The 25,875-nt window shown below is 66.5% G+C and carries 28 protein-coding genes; 12 read left to right on the forward strand and 16 right to left on the reverse strand.

Annotation, left to right across the window (positions count from 1 at the left end; all coding sequences use genetic code 11):
- Positions 1-15: 15 nt before the first annotated feature.
- The 6 genes from N6C22_RS11920 (at position 16) to N6C22_RS11945 (ending at position 7,088) form a co-directional block, all read left to right on the forward strand.
- Positions 16-1,287, forward strand: coding sequence for an ABC transporter substrate-binding protein (locus N6C22_RS11920; RefSeq protein WP_261651332.1), 1,272 nt, complete (start codon positions 16-18; stop codon positions 1,285-1,287).
- 1 nt (position 1,288) lies between these two features.
- The gene (locus N6C22_RS11925) at positions 1,289-3,328 is read left to right on the forward strand and encodes an ABC transporter permease (RefSeq protein ID WP_261651333.1); all 2,040 of its coding nucleotides are present in this window, start codon (positions 1,289-1,291) and stop codon (positions 3,326-3,328) included.
- The gene (locus tag N6C22_RS11930; RefSeq protein WP_261651334.1) at positions 3,328-4,125 is read left to right on the forward strand and encodes an ABC transporter ATP-binding protein; all 798 of its coding nucleotides are present in this window, start codon (positions 3,328-3,330) and stop codon (positions 4,123-4,125) included. Before N6C22_RS11925 ends, N6C22_RS11930 begins: the two co-directional genes overlap by 1 nt.
- Positions 4,122-4,841, forward strand: a complete 720-nt coding sequence (locus tag N6C22_RS11935) for an ABC transporter ATP-binding protein (protein ID WP_261651335.1) — start codon at positions 4,122-4,124, stop codon at positions 4,839-4,841. Before N6C22_RS11930 ends, N6C22_RS11935 begins: the two co-directional genes overlap by 4 nt.
- Before the next feature lie 57 nt (positions 4,842-4,898).
- On the forward strand, positions 4,899-6,191 hold the full coding sequence (paaK, locus tag N6C22_RS11940; protein WP_261651336.1) for a phenylacetate--CoA ligase PaaK: 1,293 nt from the start codon (positions 4,899-4,901) through the stop codon (positions 6,189-6,191).
- Positions 6,192-6,428: 237 nt separating this feature from the next.
- Positions 6,429-7,088, forward strand: coding sequence for a DUF1028 domain-containing protein (locus tag N6C22_RS11945; protein WP_261651337.1), 660 nt, complete (start codon positions 6,429-6,431; stop codon positions 7,086-7,088).
- Between the two features lie 16 nt (positions 7,089-7,104).
- Here N6C22_RS11945 and N6C22_RS11950 read toward each other — a convergent pair whose 3' ends face one another.
- The 5 genes from N6C22_RS11950 to N6C22_RS11970 form a co-directional block, all read right to left on the reverse strand.
- Positions 7,105-7,542 carry a hypothetical protein gene (locus tag N6C22_RS11950; RefSeq protein ID WP_261651338.1) on the reverse strand — a complete coding sequence of 146 codons (438 nt, stop codon included), beginning with the start codon at positions 7,540-7,542 and terminating at the stop codon, positions 7,105-7,107.
- A 94-nt stretch (positions 7,543-7,636) separates the two neighbouring features.
- A complete protein-coding gene (gene paaI / locus N6C22_RS11955) occupies positions 7,637-8,035 on the reverse strand; it encodes a hydroxyphenylacetyl-CoA thioesterase PaaI (RefSeq protein ID WP_261651339.1) in 399 nt (132 codons plus the stop codon).
- Positions 8,032-8,514, reverse strand: coding sequence for a VOC family protein (locus N6C22_RS11960; RefSeq protein ID WP_261651340.1), 483 nt, complete (start codon positions 8,512-8,514; stop codon positions 8,032-8,034). Before N6C22_RS11960 ends, paaI begins: the two co-directional genes overlap by 4 nt.
- 77 nt (positions 8,515-8,591) lie before the next feature.
- Positions 8,592-9,317 carry a sporulation protein gene (locus N6C22_RS11965; RefSeq protein ID WP_261651341.1) on the reverse strand — a complete coding sequence of 242 codons (726 nt, stop codon included), beginning with the start codon at positions 9,315-9,317 and terminating at the stop codon, positions 8,592-8,594.
- A gap of 79 nt (positions 9,318-9,396) precedes the next feature.
- Positions 9,397-10,125 (reverse strand): sporulation protein, encoded by a 729-nt coding sequence (locus tag N6C22_RS11970; RefSeq protein ID WP_261651342.1) that lies wholly within the window; start codon positions 10,123-10,125, stop codon positions 9,397-9,399.
- A gap of 117 nt (positions 10,126-10,242) precedes the next feature.
- On the opposite strand from N6C22_RS11970, the gene N6C22_RS11975 reads away from it, so the two are divergent.
- Positions 10,243-11,511, forward strand: a complete 1,269-nt coding sequence (locus N6C22_RS11975) for a Xaa-Pro peptidase family protein (RefSeq protein ID WP_261651343.1) — start codon at positions 10,243-10,245, stop codon at positions 11,509-11,511.
- Between the two features lie 56 nt (positions 11,512-11,567).
- Here N6C22_RS11975 and N6C22_RS11980 read toward each other — a convergent pair whose 3' ends face one another.
- Positions 11,568-12,704, reverse strand: a complete 1,137-nt coding sequence (locus N6C22_RS11980; protein ID WP_261651344.1) for a hypothetical protein — start codon at positions 12,702-12,704, stop codon at positions 11,568-11,570.
- Between the two features lie 78 nt (positions 12,705-12,782).
- Positions 12,783-14,096, reverse strand: a complete 1,314-nt coding sequence (locus N6C22_RS11985) for an MFS transporter (protein ID WP_261651345.1) — start codon at positions 14,094-14,096, stop codon at positions 12,783-12,785.
- Between the two features lie 153 nt (positions 14,097-14,249).
- On the opposite strand from N6C22_RS11985, the gene N6C22_RS11990 reads away from it, so the two are divergent.
- The 3 genes from N6C22_RS11990 to N6C22_RS12000 are packed head-to-tail and all read left to right on the forward strand — an operon-like array spanning position 14,250 to position 16,482.
- Complete coding sequence (locus N6C22_RS11990) at positions 14,250-14,942, forward strand: class I SAM-dependent methyltransferase (protein ID WP_261651346.1); 693 nt, start codon at positions 14,250-14,252, stop codon at positions 14,940-14,942.
- A gap of 19 nt (positions 14,943-14,961) precedes the next feature.
- Positions 14,962-16,050: a phosphotransferase family protein gene (locus N6C22_RS11995; protein ID WP_261651347.1), complete on the forward strand. Its 1,089-nt coding sequence runs from the start codon at positions 14,962-14,964 to the stop codon at positions 16,048-16,050.
- Positions 16,051-16,107: 57 nt separating this feature from the next.
- Positions 16,108-16,482, forward strand: coding sequence for a cyclic nucleotide-binding/CBS domain-containing protein (locus N6C22_RS12000; protein ID WP_261651348.1), 375 nt, complete (start codon positions 16,108-16,110; stop codon positions 16,480-16,482).
- A gap of 18 nt (positions 16,483-16,500) precedes the next feature.
- Here the strand turns inward: N6C22_RS12000 and N6C22_RS12005 are convergent, their stop codons facing one another.
- Positions 16,501-17,484, reverse strand: coding sequence for a twin-arginine translocation signal domain-containing protein (locus N6C22_RS12005; protein ID WP_261651349.1), 984 nt, complete (start codon positions 17,482-17,484; stop codon positions 16,501-16,503).
- 159 nt (positions 17,485-17,643) lie between these two features.
- On the opposite strand from N6C22_RS12005, the gene N6C22_RS12010 reads away from it, so the two are divergent.
- The gene (locus N6C22_RS12010) at positions 17,644-17,844 is read left to right on the forward strand and encodes a hypothetical protein (RefSeq protein ID WP_261651350.1); all 201 of its coding nucleotides are present in this window, start codon (positions 17,644-17,646) and stop codon (positions 17,842-17,844) included.
- On the opposite strand, the gene N6C22_RS12015 is transcribed toward N6C22_RS12010, so the two are convergent.
- The 8 genes from N6C22_RS12015 to N6C22_RS12050 form a co-directional block, all read right to left on the reverse strand.
- Positions 17,826-18,311, reverse strand: coding sequence for a GNAT family N-acetyltransferase (locus N6C22_RS12015; protein WP_261651351.1), 486 nt, complete (start codon positions 18,309-18,311; stop codon positions 17,826-17,828). The two genes, N6C22_RS12010 and N6C22_RS12015, sit on opposite strands and share 19 nt — an antisense overlap.
- A 64-nt stretch (positions 18,312-18,375) precedes the next feature.
- On the reverse strand, positions 18,376-18,912 hold the full coding sequence (locus N6C22_RS12020) for a hypothetical protein (protein WP_261651352.1): 537 nt from the start codon (positions 18,910-18,912) through the stop codon (positions 18,376-18,378).
- Positions 18,913-18,967: 55 nt separating this feature from the next.
- Positions 18,968-19,855, reverse strand: coding sequence for a DMT family transporter (locus N6C22_RS12025; RefSeq protein ID WP_261651353.1), 888 nt, complete (start codon positions 19,853-19,855; stop codon positions 18,968-18,970).
- Entirely contained in the window at positions 19,856-20,566 is a 711-nt protein-coding gene (locus N6C22_RS12030; RefSeq protein ID WP_261651354.1) for an ABC transporter ATP-binding protein, read from the reverse strand. It abuts the gene before it with no gap.
- A complete protein-coding gene (locus N6C22_RS12035) occupies positions 20,563-21,366 on the reverse strand; it encodes an ABC transporter ATP-binding protein (protein ID WP_369684441.1) in 804 nt (267 codons plus the stop codon). The genes N6C22_RS12030 and N6C22_RS12035 overlap by 4 nt, the downstream gene beginning before the upstream one ends.
- 2 nt (positions 21,367-21,368) lie before the next feature.
- A complete protein-coding gene (locus tag N6C22_RS12040) occupies positions 21,369-22,475 on the reverse strand; it encodes a branched-chain amino acid ABC transporter permease (protein ID WP_261651356.1) in 1,107 nt (368 codons plus the stop codon).
- Between the two features lie 13 nt (positions 22,476-22,488).
- A complete protein-coding gene (locus N6C22_RS12045; RefSeq protein WP_261651357.1) occupies positions 22,489-23,445 on the reverse strand; it encodes a branched-chain amino acid ABC transporter permease in 957 nt (318 codons plus the stop codon).
- A gap of 54 nt (positions 23,446-23,499) precedes the next feature.
- A complete protein-coding gene (locus N6C22_RS12050) occupies positions 23,500-24,807 on the reverse strand; it encodes an ABC transporter substrate-binding protein (protein WP_369684442.1) in 1,308 nt (435 codons plus the stop codon).
- Between the two features lie 165 nt (positions 24,808-24,972).
- Here N6C22_RS12050 and N6C22_RS12055 point away from each other — a divergent pair, with 165 nt between their 5' ends.
- A complete protein-coding gene (locus tag N6C22_RS12055) occupies positions 24,973-25,812 on the forward strand; it encodes a proline dehydrogenase family protein (RefSeq protein WP_261651359.1) in 840 nt (279 codons plus the stop codon).
- Positions 25,813-25,875: the final 63 nt, after the last annotated feature.

Raw genomic sequence — 25,875 nt, forward strand, 5'->3', positions numbered from 1 at the left:
AATAATGAAACATCCATGGCACGGGGAAACAATGACCGCGCAGTCACGTCCGGAAATAAAGGTAGCTCTATCGGGTCTCGGCGGGACTTCCTGAAACTCGCAGCGGGTGGGAGTGCACTGAGTGTTGCAGGGTGTCTCGGGAACATCGGTGGGTCGGGAGGGTCCAGCGACACACTGACCTACGGTGTCGTGAGCCCGATGTCGGGCCCGTACAGCGGGCTCGCACCGGGGCAGCGAAACGGCGCGAAGCTCGCCATCAAGACGCTCCAGGAGTCGGACGACTTCGACTTCGAGATAGAGGGTGTCTACAAGGACGGCAAGACCGAAGACACGGCCTCCGTGCAGGAGGCCCGCCGCGCCGTCGAACAGGACGGTGCGAACTTCATCATGGGTGCTATCTCCAGTTCTGTCGCACTCGCACTGAACGAGCTCGCCGCTGAAGAACAGGTGATCTACAACCCGGGTGGGGCCGCGGTACCGGTCACGGGCAGTGGATGTAACGAGTACGTCTTCCGGGCGGAGACGAACACGGCACAGATCGCCGAGGCGGTATCCGACTACACCGTCAATAACCTCGGGACGAACGTCTGGTTCCACATCGCGGACTACGCGTACGGGACCTCCGTGCAGAACCGCGTCCAGATGCGGATGGAGGAAGCCGAGCCGAACCTCAACGTCGTCGGCACCTCGAAGTCCGAGCTCGGCGCGAGCAACTTCGACTCCTACATCAGCCAGATCAACAACTCCGACGCGGAGGTCGTCGTCCTCGGGATGACCGGTGGCGACCTCATCACGTTCGTGAGCCAGGCCGTCGACAGCGGCCTGACCGAGAACGTCGACATCATGGCACCGACGATGACCTTCCAGGTCGTCCGTGGCGCGCTCGGCGCGAAGGCGTACGGCACCTACGGTGGCGTCCGCTACATCCCGGGCATCGACAACCCGCAGAACAACTCCTTCGTCGAGGCCTACCAGAGCGAGTACGACGCGATGCCCGACAACTTCGCTCGCGTCGGCTACCAGTCCATCATGATGACCGCCGAAGGCGTGAAGGAGGCAGGGTCGACCAACGTCGACGACGTCATCGACGCCCTGGCCGGGCTGGAGATGGACAGTATCCTCGGCCCGAACCAGTTCCGGAGCTGCGACCACCAGGCGCTCAACCCGACCTGGATGGGCAAGTGTGTCGAACCGGAGTCTGGTGAGATGGCGGACGTCGAGCTGCTCTCGAAGGTCGAGGGTCCCGACGCGATGATACCCTGCGACGAAACCGACTGCTCGCTCTAAGATGTCCGCACTACCACTGGTCTCAGGTGCAGCCATCCTCGAACAGCTCGTCAACGGGCTGACCGTCGGGATGGTGTACGTCCTCCTCGCCGCCGGACTGTCGATCATCTTCGGCGTGATGGACGTCATCAACTTCGCGCACGGGGAGCTGTTAGCCCTGGGCGCGTACCTCGCGGTCGCCCTCTCGACGGCCGGCATCGGCAACTTCTGGGTCGCGTTGCTCGTCGCACCGCTCGCGGTCGCCGTCCTGGGTGGCGCGATGGAGCGGCTGACCATCCGCCCGCTGTACGGCCGGAACCCGCTGTACCACATCCTGTTGACGTTCGGGCTGGTGCTCATCTTCGTCGACGCCATCGAGTTCGTCTGGGGGCCACAGCCACTGAGTCCGCTCGACACCGGCTCGCTGGCTGGTCCCGTGACGATACTCGGCGCGACGAACACGCTCTACAGCTACTTCGTCATCGCCGCCGGCGCGCTCGTCGCGGCCGGTACGTGGCTCATCCTCGAGAAGACGCGGTTCGGGCTCGTCGTCCGTGCCGGGTCGATGGACCGCGGCATGGTCCGTCACCTCGGCATCGACATCGACCGCTACTACACGCTCGTGTTCGCGTTCGGTGCGTTCCTGGCCGCCGTCGGCGGGGTCGTCCTCGCCGGGCGGCAGCCGGTCGGTCCCGGGATGGGTGGCTCGGTCATCATCCCGGCGTTCATCGTCGTCGTGCTCGGCGGCCTCGGCAGCTTCCGCGGGGCGGTCGCGGGTGGCCTGCTCGTCGGCGTCGTCCAGACGCTGGTGCGCTGGCAGCTCCCGTTCCTCGAGGGACTGGTCGTCTTCCTGCTGATGATCGGCGTCCTGCTGGTCCGTCCGCAGGGACTGTTCGGCAGCCCGGAGTGGCACGACCCCGGCGAATCTGGGGGTGAACTACTCACCGGTGCTGGCGGTGGCGTCCTGACACCGGAGCAACGCAAGTACCTCGGCCTGGGACTCGTGGGCTTGCTCGCGCTCGCGCCACTCGGTATCGGCGTCGTGTGGGGGTCGTTCTTCGTGAACACCTTCCTCGTGGAGATCCTCATCTGGGCGCTGTTCGCGCTCAGTCTCGACCTCGTCATGGGCTACACCGGACTGGTGTCGCTCGGCCACGTGCTGTTCTATGGGGTCGGCGCGTACGCGACGGTCCTGTTCGCGCTGTACCTCATCCCGTCGTTCTGGCTGGCGCTGCTGGCCGGCATCGTGGTCGCGGGGCTCATCGCCTGGCTGGTCGGGTACCTGTCCATCCGGGTCTCCGGCGTGTACTTCTCGATGATCACGCTGGCGTTCGCGGAACTGTTCGCCAGTCTCGCCGTGAAGATGCCGGGCCTGCGTGCGGAGTTCAACCCGTTCCTCGCGTCCATCGGCCTCCCGACCATCCCGCCCCTGACCAACGGGGAGGACGGTATCGGGGCCGAGGCGCTGTACTACGGCCTGACCTCCGGCCCGGAGTTCGGTGACGTCTCGCTGCTCGGTGAGATCACCCTGAACTACTACGTCATCCTCGCGCTGGTCGTCGGTTCGTACTTCGTCGCGCGGCGGCTCATCGACGCCCCCTTCGGGAGCGTCCTGCAGGCCATCCGCGAGTCCGAACAGCGTGCGTCGTTCCTCGGCTACGACACGACCGCGTACAAGCGCCGGGCGTTCGTCGTCAGTGGCGCGCTCGGCGGGCTGGCCGGCGGGCTGCGCGCGACCCAGACCCTGGGTCGGTCGTCCCCCGGCTTCCTCGACTGGCTCCTCTCCGGCGAGGTCATCGTCATGACCCTGCTGGGCGGGATGGGGACCCTCTACGGCCCGATGATCGGGGCTGCCGGGTTCATCTCGCTGGAGGAACTGCTGCTCGAACAGGGAATCGACTACTGGCAGGGCGTCCTCGGCGTCGTGTTCGTCCTGTTCGTCGTCTTCGTCCCGCGCGGACTCGTCTCGGTGCCGTCGCTGCTCAAGCAACGCCAGCAGACGATGTCCTCGGGCGGTGAAGGCGGCTCTCCCGACGCGGAACCCACGGAGGTGAGTGACTGATGGCGACCAGCGAACAGGAGACGAAATCGTTCGACTCGGGCGACCCCGTGCTCGAGACGAAGAACCTGACCCGCCGGTTCGGCGAACTCGTCGCGACCGACGACCTCACGCTGGAGGTCCAGGCGGGCGAGTTCCGGAGCATCATCGGCCCGAACGGGGCGGGGAAGACCACCCTGTTCAACCTCATCTCGGGCGCACTGCTCCCGAGTGACGGGTCGATACTGTTCCAGGGTGAGGACGTCTCACAGCTCCCGCCGAACCAGCGCGTCCGCAAGGGAATCGGGCGGTCGTTCCAGATAACGAACGTCTTCGGCGGACTCACGGTGCGAGAGAACGTCCGCCTGGCCGCACAGGCGACCCTTCGTGAGCGCTCTGTCGTGGAGAACTTCTTCGGTAACAAGGACTCCTTCGACGACCTGAACGAGCGGACCGACGACGTGCTCGGTCGCATCGGCCTCGACGGCCGTGGCGACGAGCGCGCGTCGACGCTCGCGTACGGTGACCGTCGCCGGCTGGAGATCGGCCTCGTGCTGGCGACCGACCCCGACCTCGTCATGCTCGACGAGCCCACCGCGGGCATGAGCGCCGAGGAGACGCGTGCGACGATGGAACTCATCAGCGACGTCCTCGCCGACAAAACCGTGTTGCTCATCGAACACGACATCGAACTCGTCATGAACGCATCGGACCGAATCACCGTCCTCAACCGTGGGTCGGAACTCGCGACCGGCGTGCCGGAGGCGGTCGCCGCGAACGACGAGGTCCAGCAGGCCTACCTCGGTGGTGGTGTGCTGTGAGCTTCCTCGAACTCGAGAACGTCCACGGTGGCTACGGCGAGACGGAGGTCCTCTCGGGCGTCACGCTCGACGTCGAAGAGGGCGAGGTCGTCTCGCTCGTCGGCCGGAACGGCGTCGGCAAGACGACGACCCTGCGAAGCGTCGTCGGCGTCGTCGACCCGGTCAAGGGGTCGATCCACTACCAGGGCGAGGACATCACGGGTGCCTCCTCGGAGGACGTGGCCCGGAAAGGCATCGGCTTCGTTCCGGAGGAACGTCGCGTGTTCCCGGGACTGACCGTCACGGAGAACCTCCGGATGGGCAACTTCGGCGGCAGCGACACGGCACACCGTCGCTCCGTCGAGGACATCTGGGAGCTCGACGCCTTCGAGAACCTCCGCGAACGCAAGGACAGCCGCGGTGCCGACCTCTCCGGCGGGGAGCAACAGATGCTCTCCATCGCCCGGGCGATGGTCGCCGGTGCGGACCTGCTGTTGCTCGACGAACCGACCGAGGGGCTCGCCCCCATCATCGTCGAGCGCGTCGCCGACCTGGTGACCGAACTCAACGAGGAGGGCATCTCGGTCCTGCTCGTCGAGCAGAACGTCGCCGTGGCGAGCAAGCTCGCCGACCGGGTGTTCATCCTCGACAAAGGCGAGATCGTCTACGAGGGCACTCCCGAAGAACTGGACGAGAACGACTCCGTGCGCGACAGGCACCTCGGGGTGAGCATCTGACAGGGCCGCCTGTCGGCACCTGAATCGATTTACAGACACGAAACACTGGTTCAACACATGGTCTACAACGACATCGAAACCGCAGCACGAGAGGAAGTCACAGCAGTGCAGAACGAACGCCTTCGCGAGACCGTCGAGCACGTCTACGAGAACGTGCCGTGGTACCGCGAGCAGTTCGAGGAGGCGGGCATCACGCCCGACGACATCGAGTCGCTCGACGACATCACGAAGCTCCCCTTCACCACGAAGGAGGACATCCGCGACAACTACCCGACCGACCTGTTCGCGGTCGACCGGAGCGAACTGCGTCGCATCCACGCCTCCTCGGGCACCACGGGCAAGCCGAAGATCGTCGGCTACACCGAGGACGACCTCGGCGTCTGGCGCGAGGTCATGGCGCGCTCGCTCAAGGCGGGCGGTGTCGACCCGGGCATGATGGTCCAGAACGCCTACGGCTACGGGCTGTTCACGGGCGGTCTCGGCTTCCACGACGGCATCCAGGAGCTCGGCGCGTCCGTCATCCCGACCGGCGGTGGCAACACGGCCCGCCAGCTCGACATGCTGCAGGACCTCGAATCGGACGTGCTCTGTTGCACGCCGTCGTACTGCCTCTACCTCGCCGAGCAGGCCGAGGAACGCGGGATGGACCTCCGCGACCTGCCCCTCTCGCGGGTCGTCATCGGGGCCGAACCGTTCACCGACCCCATGCGCGAGGAGATCGAGGAAGCCCTCGGCGTGACCGCGGTCGACGTGTACGGCCTCTCCGAGATCATCGGCCCGGGCGTCTCCATCGAGTGCGCCGAGGCCCAGGACGGCCTGCACCTCTGGGAGGACCACTTCTACCCCGAGGTCCTCGACCCCGAGACGGGCGAACCCGTCGAGGAAGGCGAGGAGGGTGAGCTGGTCATCACCTCGCTCACGAAGCAGGCCCTGCCCATGATCCGCTACCGCACCGGCGACATGACCCGACTGAACTACGACACCTGCGAGTGTGGCCGCACGATGGTCCGGATGGACAACATCACCGGCCGCTCGGACGACCTGCTCATCATCCGTGGTGTCAACGTCTACCCGAGCCAGATCGAGGAGGTCATGCTCGACATGGAGGACGTGGCGCCGTACTACCGCATCGACCTCTACCGCAAGGGCAACCTCGACACCCTGGAGCTGACCGTCGAGCACCACGAGGACTACAACGGTACGCACGAGGAACTCGAAGCGGACATCGAGAGCAAGCTCAAGGACGTCCTCGACGTGAAGCCCGACGAGATCGAGGTCGTCGGCCCCGGCGTCATCGAGCGCACCGAGGTCGGCAAGGTCAAGCGCGTCTTCGACCACCGCGAGGAGTAAACTCCTCACGAGCCCTCGTTCACTGCGTTCACGAGGACACCGCGAAGACTAGCGTCTTCGCGAGCCTCCGTTCGCTTCGCTCACGGAGACACCGAGACGAGTAAACTCGTCTCAAGCCCCCGCTCACTGCGTTCGCGGGGACACAGCGAAGAACAAATTCTTCGCGAACCCACTTTTCCCCACCTGCATGCCCTGGCATGCTCCATCTACTTCCCGGCGTAGCGAAGCGTCTCTTACGTGACCTTCAGCATCTGCGTCAGGGAATCCTGCGGCGACCACGACCGCTTCGGCGTTGCGGTCACGACGCGGATGCCCGGCATCGGCGACCTCTCGCCGTTCGTCTCCCAGGACGGGGCGGTCGCGATACAGGGCCACGTCACCGGCGCGCTCGGCCCGCAAATCATCGAGTTGCTCGCTGACGACTACCATCTCGACGACGTGGTCAGGACCGTCCTCAACCCCGAGGTGGACCCCGAGAACCGCCAGATTCACGGGGTAGACCGGCACGGCACGACGACCTACACGGGTGAGGCGTGCAACGACTGGAGCGGCCATCTGGCAGGTGCGGACTACTCCGTCGCGGGGAACCTGCTCGAATCGGGGGAGGTCCTCGACGCGATGGCCGACTCCTACGAGGACAGTGACCGCAGGGAACGGCTCGCGAAGCGACTCATCGACGCGCTGGAAGCGGGCGAGGAAGCTGGCGGCGACCACCGCGACCTCGACATCCAGTCGGCGGCACTGCGCGTGTTCGACCCGGAGGCACCGCTCGGGGATTCCTACTACAACGACCTCCGGACCAATGCGACGTGGACGCCCCTCGCGGACCTGCGGGAACAATACGAACTCGGCGTGCGGGGACGAAAGATAGTCGCCGAGCGGTACGACTGGGACTGAGAGCGGTCGCCTCCCGTCAGCCCGACGACGACCGGGGACCGACGTCACCACCGCGGCCTGTTCTGGCCACGATGAAGCCGATGACGCCTGCGACGAGCAGTGCAGCCGGTACGCCGAACAGCAGGACGGTGAGACCGACCGAGAGGCCCGCGACGATGTACAGCGCCAGACCGACTGCGATGGTCCCGACGAGTGCCACGATGGCCGCAGCCCCGGCCCACAGCCCGCGGGTCACACCCTCGGTGGGGTCGCCAACCGCGGCCTGGTCACGGTACCAGAGCGCGAGGAAACTCCCGAACAGGAGTGTCAGCCCGGCGTACACGCCGACCGGCAGTCCGACCAGCAGCGAGAACTCGATACGGGACGCGAGCAGTGCTGTCGTTCCCACGGTGGCGATGACGAACCCGGCGAGACCGGCCAGCAGGGCCGCGATAGCTCTGATTACGGTGTTCATGAGATACCTACGTCGGCCGAGAAGATAGCGAGCGATGCCGACTCTCGCCCGGTGGGAACGACCTGCGGGGTGGTGCCAGCCAGCCTCTGGTCGCTCAGTCCACGAACCGATACACGCGACCCCGGAAGGTCGCCACCCGGTCCTCCCCCGCGACGATGTCGATGCTGTACTCGGCGGTCCGGCCGGCCATGTGGCTCTCCTCGGCCTCGGCGCGGAGGGTCGTCCCGGTCTCGACCGCCTCGAGGTAGGACATGTTCGTCTCCAGGGCGACCGCCGTCGTCCCGTGGGAGTTCGAGGCGGCCGCGAAGGCGGCGTCGGCCAGCGAGTAGATGGCGCCGCCGTGGGGCGTCCCGTGGAAGTTCAGCATGTCTTCGGTCACGGTGAGCTCCATCGTCGCGGTTCCCTCGCCCAGCTCGACGAGTTCGATGCCGAGCATCGCGCAGTACGGGTCCGATTCGATGCGCTCGCGGGTCTCCTCGGGAAGTTCGCTCATGCCTGCACCTCCTCGACGCGCCCACCGTTGACGAACAGTTCCTCGGGGGGCAGCCGGTTCTCCGTGTAGTCCTCGTGGTACTCCATGAGCTGGAACAGTGTGCCGGTCGGGTTCCGCGGGGAGACGAACACTTCGGTCCAGGTGTCGAACTCGGCACGGTCGACCACCCGCAGGTCGGCATCGGCGGCTTCGAGCCCGTCGATGACCGCGTCGATGTCCGCGACCTCGAGCGTGACGTGGTGGAGGCCGGGGCCGTTCGATTCCAGGAAGTCGGTCAGGAACGACTCCTCCTCGATGGGTTCGATGAGTTCGATGCGGGACGCGTCGCCCAGCCGGTAGTACACCCATCGAAACCGGTCCTCGACGGTCTCGTCGGAGAGCTTCTCGCAGCCGAGTGCGAGCAGGACGGGTTCGGCGTCGGCCACGGACTCGACGGCGAGGCCGACGTGGTCCACCCGGATCGGTGTGTCGTGTGTCATCGGAACACACCACGACCGGCCGCCCCTTAGCCCTTCAGGTGCGTACAGCGCCGGCCGGTATCGGTAGCGATGTAGCCTCAGGTGTGCTCGGAGAGCACGTCGTCGAGCGTGTCCTCGACGGTGGCCGCGTCGGGGTCCGTGATGGAGAACTTGCTCGACTGGTCGGCGAACTCCTCGAAGTCGTCGACGCCCCCTTCGGGTTCGACCTGCACGACCGCGGTGACCCCATCGTCCGACGGGACGAACACGGCTTCGAGGTCGCCCGAATCAACGTACGGTCCCCACTCGGGGACGAAGTCGAACTCCTGGACGAACGGGCGGGCGGGGTCGACGGCGTGGGTCGCCTTGCAGTCGGCCTCGTCGAAGACGTAGCCGAGCGACTCCGCGGCGTCGAAGAAGGCCTGCCGAATCGGGTCCGGGTCGACCCTGATGGTGTCCCTGTCGGTCGGGTCGATGGCCCAGTCGATGTCGAGACCGGTCTTCAGCCAGACGTTCGTGCTCCCGACGGTCACCGGCGTCGCCGGCGGGACGGTCACCTCGACCTCGATGGTCCGGCGCGAGCCCGCCTCGATGGTGAAGTCCTCGGCGACCGTGACCGAGTCGATGACCGCGGTGTCGTGGCTGGTCCCGGACCAGTACTGCGTGGCGAACGCGAAGTAGATGCCGTCTACCTGCTGGTCGGCGTCGCCGCCCTCGATCTCCACGTCGACCGTCAGCTCCTCGCTAGGGGTCAACTCGTTCCGTGGGAGGACGGTGTCGACCGTGGCTGCACCGATGCCCACGCTAGAGAGTACGCGTCGCATTGGGCGGAGAATATACTGGCGGGAAGTTAACCGTTCTGTCGTCTGGAAGAAACCGGCTCCGGTGAGTGGTCGGGCCCGTTCAGGCGTGCTGGCGGACGATGGTCTCCAGTTGGTCGCGGATACCGTCGCGGTCGGGCTCGCTGAACGTGAACCTCGCCTTCGACTCGTCGGTGTCGGCCCACTCCGAGAGCACGCCGCCGCGGCGGTCGATCTCGAGCATGACCGTCACCGAGTCCGCACTGGGCGCACAGATGACCTCCAGTTCGTCGAGCTTGCCGCGGAACTCGCCGCCCTGGGGTTTGAACTCGAACTCCTGGGCGTAGGGCTGTCCGCGACCGAACGGGGCCTTCTCGACCTCGGCGCTGTAGAAGCTGAAGCCGAGGTCCTCGACGGCGTCGAACAGCGCCTGCATGCGCTCGTCGGGGCGCACCTCGATGTGGTCGGTGTCCTTGGGGTCGACCGCCCAGTCGATGTCGAGGCCGGTCTTCAGCCACACCTTCACGTTGCCCATCGTCAGCGGGGTGCCGTAGGGGACGGTGATGTCGACGGTCTCCTCGCGGCGCTCGCCCTCGCCGATGGTGAAGTTCTGGCCGACCCGGAACTTGTCGATGACGGCCTGGGAATAGCCGTCCTCGGTCCGGTAGCGCGTCATCAGCGCGAAGTACATGTTCTCGATCTCCTGCTCGGCCGACCCACCCTCGATCTCGACGGTGGCTTCGACGGTCTCCCCCGGTGTGAGGGATGTCTTCGGGAGGATGGTGTCGACGTTGGCGGAACCGATTCCGACGCTGGAGAGCACTCGTTTCATCTCGCCCCAAACTACTCCGAAACGTATCATAAGCCTTTGGTGAGTATCCAAACACCTCCGCGCCGTGTGGAGGTCTGTCACCGTAGTTTGATATGGATTACCCGGGTAGTCCTGTGTATGTACGACCGAACCTTCATGGAAGGGACGCGGGGCACCCAGGCGGTCGACTGGGAAGAGCGAATCGACGTGAAGCGACTGCGTGAAGAACGGTACGCGAAGGCGCTCGCCCGCCTCGAAGACTCCGACCTCGGCTCGATGCTGCTGGTCTCGGACCCGAACATCCGGTACGTGACTGGACTCGCCATGACCGGCGGCTCCGGCGCGGACCACTACACCCTGCTCACGGAGGAGGGCGACATCGTCCACTGGGACACGGCCGACCACGCCAGCAACCAGCGGTTCAACTGCCCCTGGCTGCACGACATCCGGTACGCGTGTCCGGGTCTCGGGAACGTCCCGCGGGCGTCCGGCAGCGACTCGGCTCGCGGCTTCCTCAAGCAGAAGATGGCCGACCTCGTCTACGAGGCGATGGAGGAGTACGGCGTCCACAAGGAGCCGATGGGGCTCGACGTCGGGAACGCGGGCCTCATCTCCGCGTTCGAGAACAACGACGTCGAGGTCAAGACCAAGGAGTGCGTCGACCTGATGCACGACGCCCGGAAGATCAAGACGAAGGACGAGATCGAGTGCCTGCGCCAGGTCGCGGCCATCTGTGAGGCTGGCTTCCAGCAGGTCGTCGAGAACGCCCGCCCGGGCAAGCGCGAGTCCGAGGTCTGGGGCGACGTGACGAAGGAACTCTGGCGCCACGGCGCGTTCGTCGGCGGCGGCTACCTGACTTCGGGCCCGAACACGTGGCCGAAGCACCAGGCCAACACCACCGACCGGATGATTCGCCCCGGTGACATCGTCTACGCCGACATGTACAACATCGGCTACCTCGGCTACCGCTCCTGCTACTACCGGACCTTCTCCATGGGCGAACCCACCGAGAAGCAGAAGGAAGCCTACCAGACCGCCCGCGACAACCTCTACGACGTGCTCGACCGCATCGAGCCCGGCGCGACCACCGACGAGATCTGCAAGGGCTTCCCCGACATGGAGGGCGAGCACGCCGACTGGTACGGCGCGACCGACCACTGGCAGATGACCACCAACCACTGGGCGCACGGGCTGGGTCTCCAGCTCTACGAGGTCCCGCTCATCTGGCGCGGCCTCTCGCCCGACCACCCCATCGAGATCGAGGAGGGCATGACCATGGCAGTCGAGACGATGGAGCCCGCCGACCGCCAGGGCGTCCGCGTCGAGGAGATGGTCGTCGTCCGCGAGAACGGCGTCGAAGTCCTCAGCCAGTGGCCCGTCGACGAGATCACCCGAATCGACTACTGAAGCCAGCTTCGTAGCCACCGCCGCGGGTTCACCGCGTCACGGGGCAACGCAGCAACTCAGGATTCCACTTCGTACGTTTTGAAGTAGTGCAGTCCCCGTCGCCGTGCCCAGACGTCGTAACTGTTCGTGAGCGTCTCTGTCGGCTCTTCCGCCGGTGGGCTCCCGCGTGCGAACGAGTCACCGCCCCGGTACAGGTACGCCGTCGTCCCCGGCTCCAGTGGCTCCTCGAGCCTGTAGTCGATGACACCCCCGTCTTTCGCGCGGTCGAACACCTGGAACACCGACCCCGCAGCGATCGCCCTGCCGGACTCGATACGAAGCTTCACGAACGAATCGTCGTCGGTGACGGAGACCGATAGCGTCGGGGCCTGCTCGCTCGCCGTCGCTACCCAGGACGGCGGTGAGACGGAGACCGACCCGAGCGAGTCGACGGTGTACGTCGCCTCGAGGACCTGTTCTCCCCCGTCTCGAAGGTCTTCCGCGATTCGCGCCGTCAGGCTCCTGATGATGCCGTCCTCGTCGACCGTCAGCTCACCGGAGGCGACGTCCGTGATGGTCCCGCCGGTTCCGGGGTCCACCACCCCCTCTTCGTCCAGCGAGTCGGCCTGGACTCGCCAGATGGTGGTCGGACCCTCCTGGACGACCTCGGGCGATCCCCAGTTCCCGGCCTTCAGGAAGGCGCTCAGTTCCCGTATCCAGAGCGTCCATTCGTATCGCTTGTTGTTCCTGTGTTTGTCGTTCCCGTAGGTGTAGGACCCGCCGAGGTTCTCCCGCCAGTAGGCGTCCTCGCTGGTGCGGAAGATATCCACTCTCGAGCCGTCCCGTCCCAGCAACGACCCGAGTATCTCCCCGCCTTCGCTCCGATACTCGCGGTCCCGGTACACCTCGGTCTTCGAGAGGTTGCGTTTCTTCTCGGCCACCCGGAAGCTCGTCTGCCTGAGCGCCTGCGTGTGGCTGGGCAGCAGGAACAGGTTCGGGCCCTCCTCGTCGAGGCCCGTCGGGTACGGGGCGGGGCCAGCGCTGGTCGTTTCGGTGTTCGTCTGCGTGTCGGTCGCCGTCTGCGTGCTCACCGTCTCTGTGGGGTCCGGTTCGGTCGAGGTGGTGCGGGCTGTCTGTGGACTCGCGGAGTCAAGTCGAAGACAGCCCGAGACGCCCACCAGTCCCAGTGCTGCGAGCAACTCCCGCCGATGCATGGCTCAACCGTATCCGACGGACGATGTAAAGCTACTGGCAAGAAGGTGGAACGCGGCTCGCTGCGCCAGCGGGCCGGACTACTGCGACCCGGCCGCGACCGCCTCGCTTTTCTCCGGCTCAGTGGATTCCCGCTGGTGGAGCCACACCGCACAGCCCAGCGCGATGAGTCCGTTCAGCGTCGCGATACCGAACGCGACGCGGTAGCCGAACAGCGAATAGACCCGGGAGCCAGCGACCAGCTCGCCAGTCCAGAAGGCGTCGAGCGCCGCACCGAGGATGGCCGGGAACACTGCGCCCCCGAAGAACCCGAGGGCGTTGACCGCCCCCGTTGCGGTCCCGCTGACCGCGCCGTCGAACCGCTCCCGGACGACGGTGTAGGCGAGCGTGAACCCCCCGAGGAGGAACATCATGATGAAGAACGCAGCGCCGACGACCACGAGCGGGGGCGTCCCGAGGGCCGCGATGACCCCGTAGGCGAGGGTGTAGACGACCGCGGCGACGACGATGAGCTCGGTCCGGCGGCCGAGCCAGTCCGAGAGCCAGCCCATCACGGGCGACCCGACCACGAGCCCGGTGTTCCCGAGCAGGGTGAACACGGACGCCTCCGAGACCGAGAGGCCGTAGGCCTGGACGAGGTAGGGGATACCCCAGAGGCCCATGACGGTGAAGTTCGTCCCGATGACGAAGAAGAGCATCCCGCCGAGGACCCACGTCTCGCGCTCGGAGAGGACGAGTTTCGCGTTCTGGATCGTCTCACGGGGCGTGATATCGGGTGGGTCGGCCGCGCCCTCGATGGGATCCATCCCGGCGTCTGCGGGGTCGTCACGGACCGCGACGTAGATTGCGAGGGTCCCGACGAGGCCGACTGCGCCGACGGTGAGGAACGCCGAGCGCCAGCCGTACTCCGCGACGAACAGGGCCAACGGGGTGGTCGCGATGATGCCCCCGACCGCGGACGCCGAGAGGGTCATGCCGGCGACGGTCGCGAACTCCCCCGTCTCGAACCAGTTCGCACAGAACCGCAGGGTGGCGATGTAGATGACGCTGGCTCCCACGCCGATGAGCGCCCGGCTGGCGAACCCGGCGAGGTAGGTGTCGCTCATCGCGAACCCGAACACGCCGATGGCCATCACGAGCGAGCCGATGGTCGCCACGCGCCGGGTCCCGGTCTGGTCGGCGAGCATCCCGGCCACGAGTTGCATCGGCGCGTAGATGTAGAAGAACGACGCGTGGAGCAGTCCCAGTTCCGCGGCGCTGGTGTCGAACACCTGGGTCAGGTCGTCGGCGAGCACGCCCGTCGAGACCCGGTGGAAGTTGACGAGCACGAAGGCCGCGGCGAGCGTGAACCACGCCAGCCACCGTCGTCTGGTGGGGTCGCGCCAGAGGGACATGACTATCTCGAACGTCTCGCCGAGACGAGAAAGAACTGTGGGACGCAGGTAAGATGGGGTCACTTCTCCCGGACGGGTCAGCCGTCGAGATGCGTGCCATCTCCTCCCACACCTCCCAAAGCTTGAACCGCTATCCGTCAGAATCCGATGTCAATGGTCGAGAAGGACGCCGTCCGGCAGGGGTACGACGAGGTCGCCGTGGTCCACGACGAGGAGCGAGACGAAGACGGTCCCGGGTCGGCCATCCTCGACACGTTCCTCGACTCGCTGGACGACCCGACCCGCATCCTCGACGCCGGTTGCGGGAGCGGCCGACCAGTCCTCCGACGGCTCACCGACGTCTCGGACGCAGTCGGGCTCGACATCTCCGCGGGACAGTTGCGCCTCGCCCGGGAGAACGCCCCCGCCGCGGGACTGCTGCAGGGAGACATGACGACCCTCCCGTTCCCGGACGACAGCTTCGACGCCGTCGTCGCGTTCTGGTCGCTTATCCACGTCCCCGAGGCCGACCACCAGGCGGTCCTCGACGAGTTCGCGCGGGTGCTCCGACCGGGGGGTCGAGCCCTCGTCTGCGAGGCGGCCGAGGCGTGGAACGGCGAGAACCCTGACTGGCTCGACGAGGGCGTCGAGATGCAGTGGAACATGGCCGGCGCGCAAGCCACGCGCGACCAACTGGAGACTGCCGGGTTCGACGTCGAGGAGGTGTGGGGTGCGCCGACTGCACTCGACTGGGACCGGCGAACCCACAGCGACGACGAGGCCGCGGACGTGGAGGACGAACCAGAAGACGACGCAGAGGACGACTCCCCGTGGACGTTCTTCGCGGCCCGACTCGGGAGTCAGTGAGGGCCCGAGAGGTACCGATATGCCTGAATCCGCCACACCTATCGACACGACCGCGCTCGAAGCGTTCCTCGCGGACGAACTCGGAACCACCGTCACCAGTACCGAGGTCCTCGCGGATGGGCTGAACCTCGTCATCGCAGTCGAGACCGAGCAGGACCGGTACGTGGTCCGCCGGCCGAACAAGTTGCGCGAGACGAGCTACATCAACGACCTCCGGACCGAGTACGAGGTGATGGAGCGACTCCGGGACACGCCGGTCCCGGCCCCGACCCCGGTCCTGTTCTACGAGGACGACGCGATACTCGGCGACTCGTTCCTCGTGTTGACGGCACTCGACGGCGACCCCGTTCCGCTGGGGTCGGACCTGCCGAACCGATTCCAGAACCCCTCGGCACGCCGCCGCGTCGGCGAGACCCTGATAGACTCGCTCACCGAGATTCACGCCGTCGAGACCGCCCCCTTCGAGGGGGTGTGTGACCACCTGCGCCCACGAGACCAGGTCGACCGTTGCATCCGCCACCTCGAAGCGGCGACGGCGGCGACCGGCCACGAGATTCCGGGCGTCTGGGACGTGGCGGCGTGGCTCCAGGACCACGCGCCCGAGACTGGCGAGACGACGTTGATCCACGGCGATTTCAGGCCAGGGAACGTCCTCTTCTCGGGCACCGATGAGCCCGAGATAACCGGCGTCCTCGACTGGGAGACGGCGATGCTCGGGGACCCACTGGTCGAACTCGGCTACCTCCTCTTGCGCTGGCGGGACGAGGGCGACCCGACACCGCCGCTCGACGATCTGGCGGCGAGATACCCCGACCACGACGCGATAGCACACTTGCGGGACGTGAACGAGAACGGACTGAGCCCCTTCACGGCGGAGCCGGGCAGTCCGACCCGGCGGGAGCTGGTCGCCCGATACGAGGACCGGACCGGGTATGCGTTCGAGAACCAGCGGTTCTACCGGGCGCTCGCCCCGTTCATGCTGGTGACGGTGTGGGAGGACCTCCATCGTCACCGGGTCGAAGCCGGGGCGGACTCGGACTGGGCACCACACATCGAGCACATGACCATGCTCGCCGAGCAGGTCGTCGACGGGTCACTCGGCCTGTAGGTCGCGAATGCTGCTGGCGGGGAAACTGCCTTGGGTAGTGCGGCCGATTGTCTCTCCATGAGTTCAGCCGACAGACCGACCGTCGAAGACGTGATGTCCACGCCACTGGAGACGATATCGAAGGACGCGACCGTGATGGAAGCCACCCAGCGGATGCGCGAGCTGGACATCAGCGCACTCGTCGTCCAGACCAACCCGCGGGCCATCATCAGCAGCACCGACGTCCTCGACGCCGTCGCAAACGGCCAGGACGTGACGGAATTGAAGGTGTCTGATGTGATGACGCGCGACGTCGAGACCGCCTCTCCCGACCTCTACATGGAGGAGGTCGCGGCGATGATGACCACCTACGGCATCAAGCACCTGCCGGTCGTCGACGACGACTACGTCGGAATGATCTCCTCGACCGACGTGACCGCGCACATGTCGTAACTCCCCCCGAGAAACAGCTTACTGCCCGGCCAGCACGGCCCGCTCGCTTCCGTCGGTCCCGGTGACGACGGCGGCGACCTTCCGGCCCGTCGTGGCCTCGGCCGGCACGCGAACCAGCAGCGTCGACAGCTGCACCTGCTGGGTGCACATCTCGTCCTTCTCCTCGACGGCAGCCCGGAGCCGGAGCCGGCGACCCTGTTCGACGCTCTCTGCAGCCAGCGACTCACAGGGGCTCGGGACCTGCTTCTCCAGGGCGAGGATGGCCTGCGTCGAGAAGTCGGTCCCTTCGACGAACGCGGCGGCCTCGGCCTGCCCGTCGAGCGTGAAGGCGTCCGCCGAGGTCAGCGTTCTCACGCGGAACTGCGGCCCCGACCCGTCGGAGACGGTCAGGCCGTCCTGGTAGAGCGCGCCGGTGTGATGGAGGTGCATCGAGCCGTGTTCGACCGGCTCGGGGGACTCGACCGCGTAGGTCTCCGGCGAGCCGCCGCCGACGCTGAGCGAGACCTGTTCGGGGGCCGACGACCCGGAGTCGACGCGGGCCAGCACCGTCTCGTAGGTGATCGCCTGTGCGCCCATCTCGGCCTCGTCGACGGTCGCGCTCACGCGCAGTTCTGTCCCCGCGCGCTGGACCGAATCCAGGGTGAACTCGGTCGAGATGCTGTCGAGGTACGTCTGGACGACGAGCAGGTCCTCGGAGGCGAGGTCCGTCTCGTCGATGAAGGCACGGGTCGCGTCGTCGAGCGCGCCCGAGACGAACTCCCTGGCGGCGGTCTCGTCGGTGACGACGGTCGCGTAGCGCTCGCCGACCGAGTCCGGCCCGATGCCGTCCACGACGACGAGGTCGTTCGCCCGGTAGCTGTGGGTCTCGAACGAGAGGTCCTGGGGGTCGGACCCGCCGGGGGAGTCGTCGGGGACGGTCGTCGCTTCTGTCAGGCAGCCCGCGGCACCCGCGATGGCGGCGGTACCGAGGGCACGGAGGAAGTTTCGGCGGTTCGTTCGCATACCTGGTGCAACGACACCTGTATATGAATCCTTTCGGCTAGCTCAGAGAGCTATTTCACCGAAATCGACTGTCACGACGCTCGTAGTGAAGGTTTAGCGAATTGATGGCTCGGCTGAACGAAGGCTCAGAGATATGCTGGTTCACCCCCAACGGCAGGTATGTCTGGTGAATCGAACACCGGTGAGGAGAGCACGAACGAGGCGGAGAGTCGGGGCTGGGCGGACCTGGCCGTCGGTCTGCTGGCGGCGGTCACCTACCTCGTCGCGTCCCAGTCGCTGGGAACGGTCGAGTCGGTTCTGGCGGCTGCTGCAGTCGGCATCGCCGTCGCCGTCGCGCTGAACTACACCAGTTTCAGGTAGATGTTCTCCTCGTAGCTCTCGCCGCCGATGGTCGTGGTCGCCCGCTGGACCTGCTCGAAGCCGAGGCTCCGGTAGAACTCGTTCCCGGGTTCGTTGTCGGTGAGCACCATCGCCTCGACGCGGTCGGCCCCTCTGGTGGCGAAGTCGTCCGTCGCGAACTCGACGAGCGCGCGCCCGATGCCGTCACCGCGGTGGTCGGGGTCGACGTACACGCGCATCAGCGTCCCCGTGTCGTCGGCGAGGACGCCGTGTGCGAACCCGGCGATGTCCCCCTCCGAGAGCGCGACGAGCACCATCGTATCGGCGGCCGCGATGTCCTCCCGCAGGCGGTCGTCCCCGTACCACTCGTGGACGCCGTCGAGGATGCTCTCCCGGCTGATGATGTCCGGATAGTCCTGTTCCCACGAGCGCTCGGCGACTCGCTGTATCGACTCGATGTCGTCGACGGTGGCGTGCCGGTAGTCCATGCTAGACGATAACGTGCGCGTGCCGGATGACTGTTACTCCGGGCGTCGTCCACGCACCGCCCACCTACGCGCCGTCTTTCTCGTCTTCCGTCGCGCGCCGGCGGGTGATGGTGTCGTCGTCGACGTAGTAGACGAACCACTGGGTGAACCAGTCGGCGTGGACCTCGGTCGCGGTCTGGTTGCCGTCCGACTCACCGCCGGTGTTCGAGTAGCCGGTACAGCTGACGAGTACCTCGTACCCCTCGCCGACCTGCTCGACCGAGTGGACCTCACAGGAGAGTTCGACCTCGGAGTACTCGCTGTACCAGAGCTGGTTGTACGCCAGGTTGTGCTCGTGCTCGTGGACGAACTCGCGGGCCGTCTCGCGGGTCCACTCGTCGGGGCGCTCGGGCCGAGATTTCGGTCCATCGGGGAACTCGACCTCGGTGTCGGGATAGCTGGTCCGGGTCGTTGACGAGGTGGTGGGCTCGGTTCCGGTCGTCGGCGCGACGGTCGTGTCGGTGCCGGTGCGACTGCCGAGCGAACCGTCGAGACAGCCAGCCAGGGCGACGGGGCTTGCTCCGGCGAGGCCGGTGAGGAGGGCGCGTCGGGTTCGGGCCATACTGTCAGATTGCTGTCTGACAGGTAAGTGCTTTGTCGAGGGTGAAACCCACGTTTCAGTCGGCTTCCGTGCTGACGACCCAGATACCCACGGCCATCACGGTCCCACCCGCGAGGAACTCCGACCCGACCGACTCACCGAGCAATAGCACGCCCAGCACGGTCCCCACGACCGGCTGGGCGAAGAAGAACACCGCGACGGTGCCAGCGTCCACCGTCTCGATGCCGCGGTACCACAGGTACCACGCGGCGGCCGTGGCCGCGATACCGAGGTAGCCGACGGCCGCGAGGACGCCGAGGCCCGGGAGCGCGGGGAGACCGACCACGGCGAGTTCACCGGCGGCGAGCACCGCCATCATGGGGACCGACGCGGCCACCGAGTAGGCGGTCGTCGTCAGCGCCGAGTACTCGCGGACCAGTGGCGTCCCGTAGACGGTGTAGGCCGCCCAGGCGACGCTCGCAACGACCAGTCCCACGATACCGAGGAGGCTCCCGCCCGCCAGCGACGAGAGGTCGTACTGCCCGGCGAGGACGACGACGGTCCCGACGACCGCGAGGGCGACGCCCGTGGTTCGCCGGCGCGAGACGGTCTCACCGAGGACGAGTGCGCCGAGCGCGACGGTCGCGACCGGCGTCAGGATGGTGACCAGCGAGCCCTGGCTCGCGTTCGTCAGGTCGGTGCCGACGAACTGCGCCGCCATCGTGAGGGACACCCAGCCGGCGAGGCCGGCGACGGTGCGCCACTCCGAGCGTGGCAGTCGCTCACCACGGAACCGGACCACCGGAAGCAACACGGCCGCACCGAGTGCGACGCGGAAGAACGCGAGGGTCAGCGGTGGGAGACTGTCGAAACTCCACTCGCTGACGACGAACATGCCGCCCCAGAGGGCGGCGGCGGTGAGCGGGGCGAGCGCGAACGCGAGTTCGCGCAACCCCGACCGCATTCACCCACCGAGGTAGAGACGCGAGACTTCGGGGTTGTCGAGCAGGTCGCCGGCGCGGTCCTCGAACTCGACCGACCCCTGGTCGAGGACGTAGCCGCGGTCGGAGATGCCAAGGCCCTCCTTGGCGTTCTGCTCGACCATCAGGATCGACGTCCCGAGTTCGTTGACCTTCTTGACGTTCTGGAAGACGTCCTGCACGATGTTCGGCGCGAGCCCGGCGCTCGGCTCGTCGATGAGCAACACCTCCGGCTCCATCACGAGCGCCCGGGCGAGCGCCAGCACCTGTCGCTGGCCACCCGAGAGCGTCCGTGCCTTCGCCTGTCGCTTCTCGTCGAGGATGGGGAAGCGCTCGTACAGGCTGTCGATGGTCGACTCCAGCCCGCTCTCCTTCGCGACGCCACCCATGCGCAGGTTCTCGTCGATGGTGAGCGAGCCGAAGACGTTCTCGACCTGCGGGACGTAGCCGACGCCCTCGCGGACGAGGTCCTCGGGGGCGGTGTGGGTGATGTCCCGGTCGCCGACCGTGACCTGGCCCTCCCACGGGTCGAGCAGGCCGAAGACGGTCTTCAGCACGGTCGACTTGCCGGCCCCGTTCGGGCCGATGATACAGACAATCTCGTCCTCGTTGACGTGCAAGGACAGGTCGTAGAGGACCTGTGCCTCCCCGTAGCCCGAATCGACGTTCTGGACGTCGAGTGCGCGCTGGGTCATTCGCCACCTCCGAGGTACGCCTCGATGACACGCGGGTCGTTCCGGACCTCGTCGGGCGTGCCCTCCATGAGGACACGGCCCTGGTCGAGGACGATGATGGGGTCCGCGAGGTCCATGATGAACGGCATGTCGTGCTCGATGATGCAGAACGTCTGGCCCTCCTCGTTGAGCTCCTTGACGAACCGCTTGATGTCGTTCGCCAGCGTCGGGTTGACCCCGGCGACCGGCTCGTCGAGCAACAGCACGTCCGGGTCGGTCGTGATGGCACGCGCCAACTCGACCAGCTTGAGCTGGCCGCCCGAGAGTTCCGTCGAGGGCTGGTCGATGAGGTGGTCGATCTCGAACCGTTCGAGCAGCTCGATGGCCTGGTCGATGTTGGCCGACTCCTCCTGGGTGACCTTGCTCGGCGAGGTGAACAGCGACATGACGGACTCACCCACCTGCGGGCGCGGTCCGACCAGCATCGCCTCGCGCACGGTCATCCCTTCGAGCCGACGTGGCGTCTGGAACGTCCGGACGAGTCCGGCACGAGAGACCTCGTGGGGCGACGCCTCCGTGACCTCCTGATCGTTGACGAACACCTGTCCGTCGTCGAGGTCGTAGAACCCCGAGACGAGGTTGAACAGGGTCGACTTGCCGGCCCCGTTCGGGCCGATGAGGCCCGTGATGGAGCCGCGTTCGACCTCCAGCGTCACGTCGTCGGTCGCCGTGAGGCCACCGAAGGACTTCTTCAGACCCTCTGTCCGCATGACCGGGTCGTCCTTGTTCAACTCGGCACCGGAGTAGTCGAGTTCGTTCAGGCTCACTGGGAATCACCCTCGTTCGACGGGCGTGCCCCGCTGCGCTGCGCCCCGGGCCAGATGAGCTCCGACCGCGGGGGAAGCAGGCCGGCCGGCTTGTAGCGGACGACCAGGATGATGAGCAGGCCCACGAGCAGCAGGCGCAGCGACGCGACGTCGATACCCTGGAACAGGTCCAACAGCACGGGGAGCCCCAGGGTTTCGGACGTCCACTCGACGACGGACGGGAAGAACCGCGTCCCTTCCAGGATGGCGATGATGGTCATGCCACCCAGGATGGAGCCACGGTTGCTCGCTGTCCCGCCCAGGATGACGGCGACCCAGATGTAGAACGTGGTCAGTGGGACCAGGTCCGTCGGGTCGATGTACAGGTTCAGGTGGACGTAGAACGCCCCGGCGATCGCCATGATGACGCTCCCGAGGACGAACGCCTGCATCTTCAGGTTGAACGTGTTCTTGCCCAGTGCCTTCGCGAGGTCCTCGTCGGACCGGATGGTCCGGAGGACCCGCCCCCACGGCGAACGTTGCATCCGCCGCAGCAGCAGGTAGACGGCCCCGATGAGCACCGCGACGACCGCCAGATTGGTCGCCTCCTGGGTCAGCGGGAGCCCCTCGAACAGCCGGGGGATGCGGCTGATACCGGAGCTGCCCGCCGTCCACTGGTCCTCGTTCCGGATGACGAGCCGGATGACCTCCGCCAGCCCCAGGCTCGCGATGGCGAGGTAGTCCTCGCGCAGCTTGAGCGTGGGGATGCCGATGAGGACCGCGATGAACGCGCTCACCACGATGGCGGTGAGGAATCCGAAGACCGGGTGGAGTTCGAGCCCCAGCGGCGAGTTCGGCGAGGTCAGCAACGCCACCGAGTAGGCACCGACGCCCCAGAAGGCGGCGACGCTGAAGTTGATGAGGCCGGTGTAGCCCCACTGCACGTTCAGGCCCATGGTCAGCAGGACCCACGCACCACCGAACGCGAGCGTGCGAAGCACGTACGGGAGCTTCAGCACGCCGAGCGCGAGCAACAGGAGCACCGCGGCAGCTGCGACCGCGATACCGGCGACGGCCGTGCTGTCGTCCGCGACGGACTCCTTCATCGAATCGACGACACTCATGGTAGACCACCCGTCACGTCGAATCACCCATGATACCGCTCGGTCTGGTCAGCAGGATGGCGACCATCAGCAGGAACGCCACCGCCGGCGCGTAGTCGTAGCTGACCGGCAGGCCGTACTGGGCGAACAACGGGACCATCTCGTGGACCATCCCGATGACGAATCCACCGAGCATCGCGCCGTAGACGCTCCCGATGCCGCCCAGGATGACGGCCGCGAAGACGAGCAACAGGAGGTCGAAGCCCATGCGCGGGCGGACGAGCGCTTCAAGCCCGAGGAAGACGCCGCCGGCTGCCGCGAGGGCGGCCCCGATGACCCACATCGCGATGGTGACCTCACGGGTCCGGATACCGCTCACCCGAGCCAGCGAGGGGTTGTCGGCGGTCGCACGCATCTTCCGCCCCAGCGTCGTGTACTGGAGGAGGAGGTGTAACGCACCGACGAGCAGCATCGCGATGACCACGATGGATATCTTCCGCGGGGTGATCGCGATACCGAGTGTGTCCTGCAGGGCCGGAATCGGCCCGGTCCGGGTCACGCCGAAGCGGGCACCGCCCGTCTCCAGCGGACTCAGGTACACCAGCGCACGATAGGAGAGTGCGACCCCGATACTCGTGATGAGCAACTCGATGGAGCCGGCGTCGGTGTTCTTCAGTGGTTCGTAGACGAGACGGTCGGTCACGATCGCCACGACGGCGGAGAGGACCATCCCGACGAGCAGCGCCGCGAAGAACCACACCGGAAGCCCGAAGACACCCGCGTCGCCCAGCATCGGCTGGAGGACGCCGGCGGTCCCGAGCGCGCCGAACGCACCCACGGTCATCAGGTCACCGTGTGCGAAGTTCGCGAAGTCGGCGATGCTGTACACGAGCGAGAGGCCGATGGCCCCCAGCACGATGATGCTGCTGTACACCACGCCGTTGACGACGTACTGGAACGGGTTGACACTTACCTGCAGGACGAGGCTCACGCTACCGACCCCCGTTGCAGTGTAGCCGACACCGAAGCCGTGTCCGTCACCATCTTAGCTGGTGATGTAGTCGCCGTAGTCGTACTCGTGGTCCGCGACACTGTAGACCTGGTAGAAGCCCGGCGGGTCGCCGTTCTCGTCGAGGTCGACAGGGCCACTGACTCCCTGGTAGTTCACGTCGCTCGGACTGCCACCGTCCTGGAGGATGGCGGCTGCCTCCTCGTAGGTGAACGCTTCCTGGCCCTCGGGACGGGTCACGTCGCGGACGACCTCCTCGATGGCCGGCCCGGTGAACTCGTCCGCTGCGGTGACCGCGATCGCCGCGACGGTGACCGCGTCGTACGCGTATGCGGACCAGACGGTCGGCGTCGTGTCGTACTCGCTCTCGAACTCCGAAACGAAGTTCTTGTAGTTCTCCTGGTCGGCCGGGGCGCTCTCGGTGATACCCTTCATGCCGTCGAGGCTGCCCTCGGGGGTGTTCCCGAGGATCTCCTCGGCGACGGTCGACTCTGCACCGAAGTAGTCGACCTGCTCGTTGTAGCCCTGGTCGAACGCGTTGTTGGCCATGACCGTGAACTCGTTCGCGTAGGTGAGGAACAGCCACGCGCTCGCGTCCGTGCCGGCCATCTCCGTCAGCAGGCTGCTGTAGGACGACTGGCCCTGGTCGTGGGGCTTGTTGTACGCGACCTCTCCGGGGAACGCCTCGGAGAAGACGCCCTGCAGACCCTGTCCGTAGTCGTTGTTGATCCACGTGACTGCGACCGAGTCGTGCCCCTCGTCGGCGACGAACTGCGCGAGCGCCTTCCCCTTGGCAGCGCCACTCGGGCTCATCCGGTTGAGGCCCGCGCGGGTCGTGAGCTCGGGGCTCGTGGAGTTCTGGCTGATCTGAACCACGTCGGTCCCCTGGACGACGCTGTCGTAGATCGCGATGGACACACCACTACCGACGGAGCCCAGGAGCAGCGGGACGCCGTCCTGGTTGACGAGCTTGGACGCCGCGTTCAGGCCCGCCTGGTTGGTACTCTCGTCGTCTTCGACTGTAATCTCGAGGGTGCCCTCACCGTTCGGGCCGACGCCGGCGTCGTTGATCTTCGAGAGTGCGAGTTCCTTTCCGCGCTTGTTACGCTTGCCGTACGGTGCCAGCGAGCCGGTGAGCGAGTCCACCATCCCGATGGTGTACGTGCTCATTCCACCGTCGCCGCCGGAGCCGCCGTCGCTGTCATCGCTGTCGCCGCCCCCGCCGCCGCCTCCGCCGCCTCCGCCGGAGCCGCCGTCGGTGTCACCGCCGCTGCTTTCGAAACAGCCAGCGCTGAGAGTTGCGATTGAGACGCCCGTTCCCGCCAGAATCTTTCTCCGCGACAATCTCCGGTTTCTATCTGATTGCATGACGAACTGTACCACGCTACCACGAGACGGTGGTTAAGGTCGCTGCCGACCATGGTCGGGAGTCATTTTCATTCATGATACAGGCCCTGTAACGTATGGTCGGGTGGTGATTTAGGGGGGTACTAACCCGAGTATCGTGCTATGATACCGCCTATCGCGTCCAACTTCGTCGCGGGTGAGTCACCTGCGGCCGCGATCGAACACGCCGAACAGACCTCGACACGGGACGTCGGTTGCATCCTGAACCTTCTCGGCGAACACTACGAGGAGCGCCCACCCGCGGATGCGGACGCGGACGAGTACATCGAGGTCGTCGAGGCCATCGCCGACAGCCCCGCAACGGCGTGCATCTCGGTCAAGCCCTCCCAGATCGGGCTCGACCTCGGCGACGACGTGTTCGCGGAGAACCTCGAACGCATCGTGACCGCCGCCACCGAGCACGACGTGTTCGTCTGGGTCGACATGGAGGACCACACGACCACGGACGCGACGCTCGACGCAGTCGAAGAGCTGGGACGTGCGACCGACGGGAACGTCGGCGTCTGCGTGCAGGCGAACCTCAAACGGACCCCCAACGACCTCGAACGGCTCGCAGCGGTCCCGGGGAAGGTCCGCCTCGTCAAGGGTGCCTACGACGAACCGAAGGAGGTCGCCTACAAGAAGAAGGCCCGCGTCGACGAGCAGTACCGCGAGCTGCTCGAATACATGTTCCAGGAGTTCGACGACGGCATCGCGGTCGGCAGCCACGACCCCGAGATGATCGCCCACGCCCGCGACCTGCACGCGGAGTACGGGACGCCGTACGAGGTCCAGATGCTCATGGGTGTCCGCGAGAGCGCACAGTTCGACCTCGCCAGCGAGGACGTTGAGGTCTGGCAGTACGTCCCCTACGGCGACAAGTGGTTCCAGTACTTCTACCGGCGGGTCCGCGAGCGCAAGTCGAACGCGCTGTTCGCGCTGCGCGCCGTCCTGACCGGGTAGGAGCGTTCGGGCGGGACCGACGAGTCCCGGCAGTCGATGGGTCCGCGATTTCTCTAACCGTAT

Source organism: Haloarchaeobius sp. HME9146 (assembly GCF_025399835.1).
Classification (GTDB): domain Archaea; phylum Halobacteriota; class Halobacteria; order Halobacteriales; family Natrialbaceae; genus Haloarchaeobius.

What these genes read in the sequence shown, in the direction of transcription:
- N6C22_RS11960 (WP_261651340.1), bottom strand. Translation starts at nt 8,514, where the DNA reads ATGACACACGACACACCGATCCGGGTGGACCACGTCGGCCTCGCCGTC.
- N6C22_RS12055 (WP_261651359.1), top strand. Translation starts at nt 24,973, where the DNA reads ATGATACCGCCTATCGCGTCCAACTTCGTCGCGGGTGAGTCACCTGCG.
- N6C22_RS11970 (WP_261651342.1), bottom strand. Translation starts at nt 10,125, where the DNA reads ATGAAACGAGTGCTCTCCAGCGTCGGAATCGGTTCCGCCAACGTCGAC.
- paaK (WP_261651336.1), top strand. Translation starts at nt 4,899, where the DNA reads ATGGTCTACAACGACATCGAAACCGCAGCACGAGAGGAAGTCACAGCA.
- N6C22_RS11930 (WP_261651334.1), top strand. Translation starts at nt 3,328, where the DNA reads ATGGCGACCAGCGAACAGGAGACGAAATCGTTCGACTCGGGCGACCCC.
- N6C22_RS12020 (WP_261651352.1), bottom strand. Translation starts at nt 18,912, where the DNA reads ATGGCCCGAACCCGACGCGCCCTCCTCACCGGCCTCGCCGGAGCAAGC.
- N6C22_RS12005 (WP_261651349.1), bottom strand. Translation starts at nt 17,484, where the DNA reads ATGCGAACGAACCGCCGAAACTTCCTCCGTGCCCTCGGTACCGCCGCC.
- N6C22_RS11995 (WP_261651347.1), top strand. Translation starts at nt 14,962, where the DNA reads ATGCCTGAATCCGCCACACCTATCGACACGACCGCGCTCGAAGCGTTC.
- N6C22_RS12040 (WP_261651356.1), bottom strand. Translation starts at nt 22,475, where the DNA reads ATGAGTGTCGTCGATTCGATGAAGGAGTCCGTCGCGGACGACAGCACG.
- N6C22_RS11950 (WP_261651338.1), bottom strand. Translation starts at nt 7,542, where the DNA reads ATGAACACCGTAATCAGAGCTATCGCGGCCCTGCTGGCCGGTCTCGCC.
- N6C22_RS11965 (WP_261651341.1), bottom strand. Translation starts at nt 9,317, where the DNA reads ATGCGACGCGTACTCTCTAGCGTGGGCATCGGTGCAGCCACGGTCGAC.
- N6C22_RS11990 (WP_261651346.1), top strand. Translation starts at nt 14,250, where the DNA reads ATGGTCGAGAAGGACGCCGTCCGGCAGGGGTACGACGAGGTCGCCGTG.
- N6C22_RS11985 (WP_261651345.1), bottom strand. Translation starts at nt 14,096, where the DNA reads ATGTCCCTCTGGCGCGACCCCACCAGACGACGGTGGCTGGCGTGGTTC.
- paaI (WP_261651339.1), bottom strand. Translation starts at nt 8,035, where the DNA reads ATGAGCGAACTTCCCGAGGAGACCCGCGAGCGCATCGAATCGGACCCG.
- N6C22_RS11980 (WP_261651344.1), bottom strand. Translation starts at nt 12,704, where the DNA reads ATGCATCGGCGGGAGTTGCTCGCAGCACTGGGACTGGTGGGCGTCTCG.
- N6C22_RS11925 (WP_261651333.1), top strand. Translation starts at nt 1,289, where the DNA reads ATGTCCGCACTACCACTGGTCTCAGGTGCAGCCATCCTCGAACAGCTC.
- N6C22_RS11920 (WP_261651332.1), top strand. Translation starts at nt 16, where the DNA reads ATGGCACGGGGAAACAATGACCGCGCAGTCACGTCCGGAAATAAAGGT.
- N6C22_RS12015 (WP_261651351.1), bottom strand. Translation starts at nt 18,311, where the DNA reads ATGGACTACCGGCACGCCACCGTCGACGACATCGAGTCGATACAGCGA.
- N6C22_RS12000 (WP_261651348.1), top strand. Translation starts at nt 16,108, where the DNA reads ATGAGTTCAGCCGACAGACCGACCGTCGAAGACGTGATGTCCACGCCA.
- N6C22_RS11975 (WP_261651343.1), top strand. Translation starts at nt 10,243, where the DNA reads ATGTACGACCGAACCTTCATGGAAGGGACGCGGGGCACCCAGGCGGTC.
- N6C22_RS12010 (WP_261651350.1), top strand. Translation starts at nt 17,644, where the DNA reads ATGTCTGGTGAATCGAACACCGGTGAGGAGAGCACGAACGAGGCGGAG.
- N6C22_RS12025 (WP_261651353.1), bottom strand. Translation starts at nt 19,855, where the DNA reads ATGCGGTCGGGGTTGCGCGAACTCGCGTTCGCGCTCGCCCCGCTCACC.
- N6C22_RS12030 (WP_261651354.1), bottom strand. Translation starts at nt 20,566, where the DNA reads ATGACCCAGCGCGCACTCGACGTCCAGAACGTCGATTCGGGCTACGGG.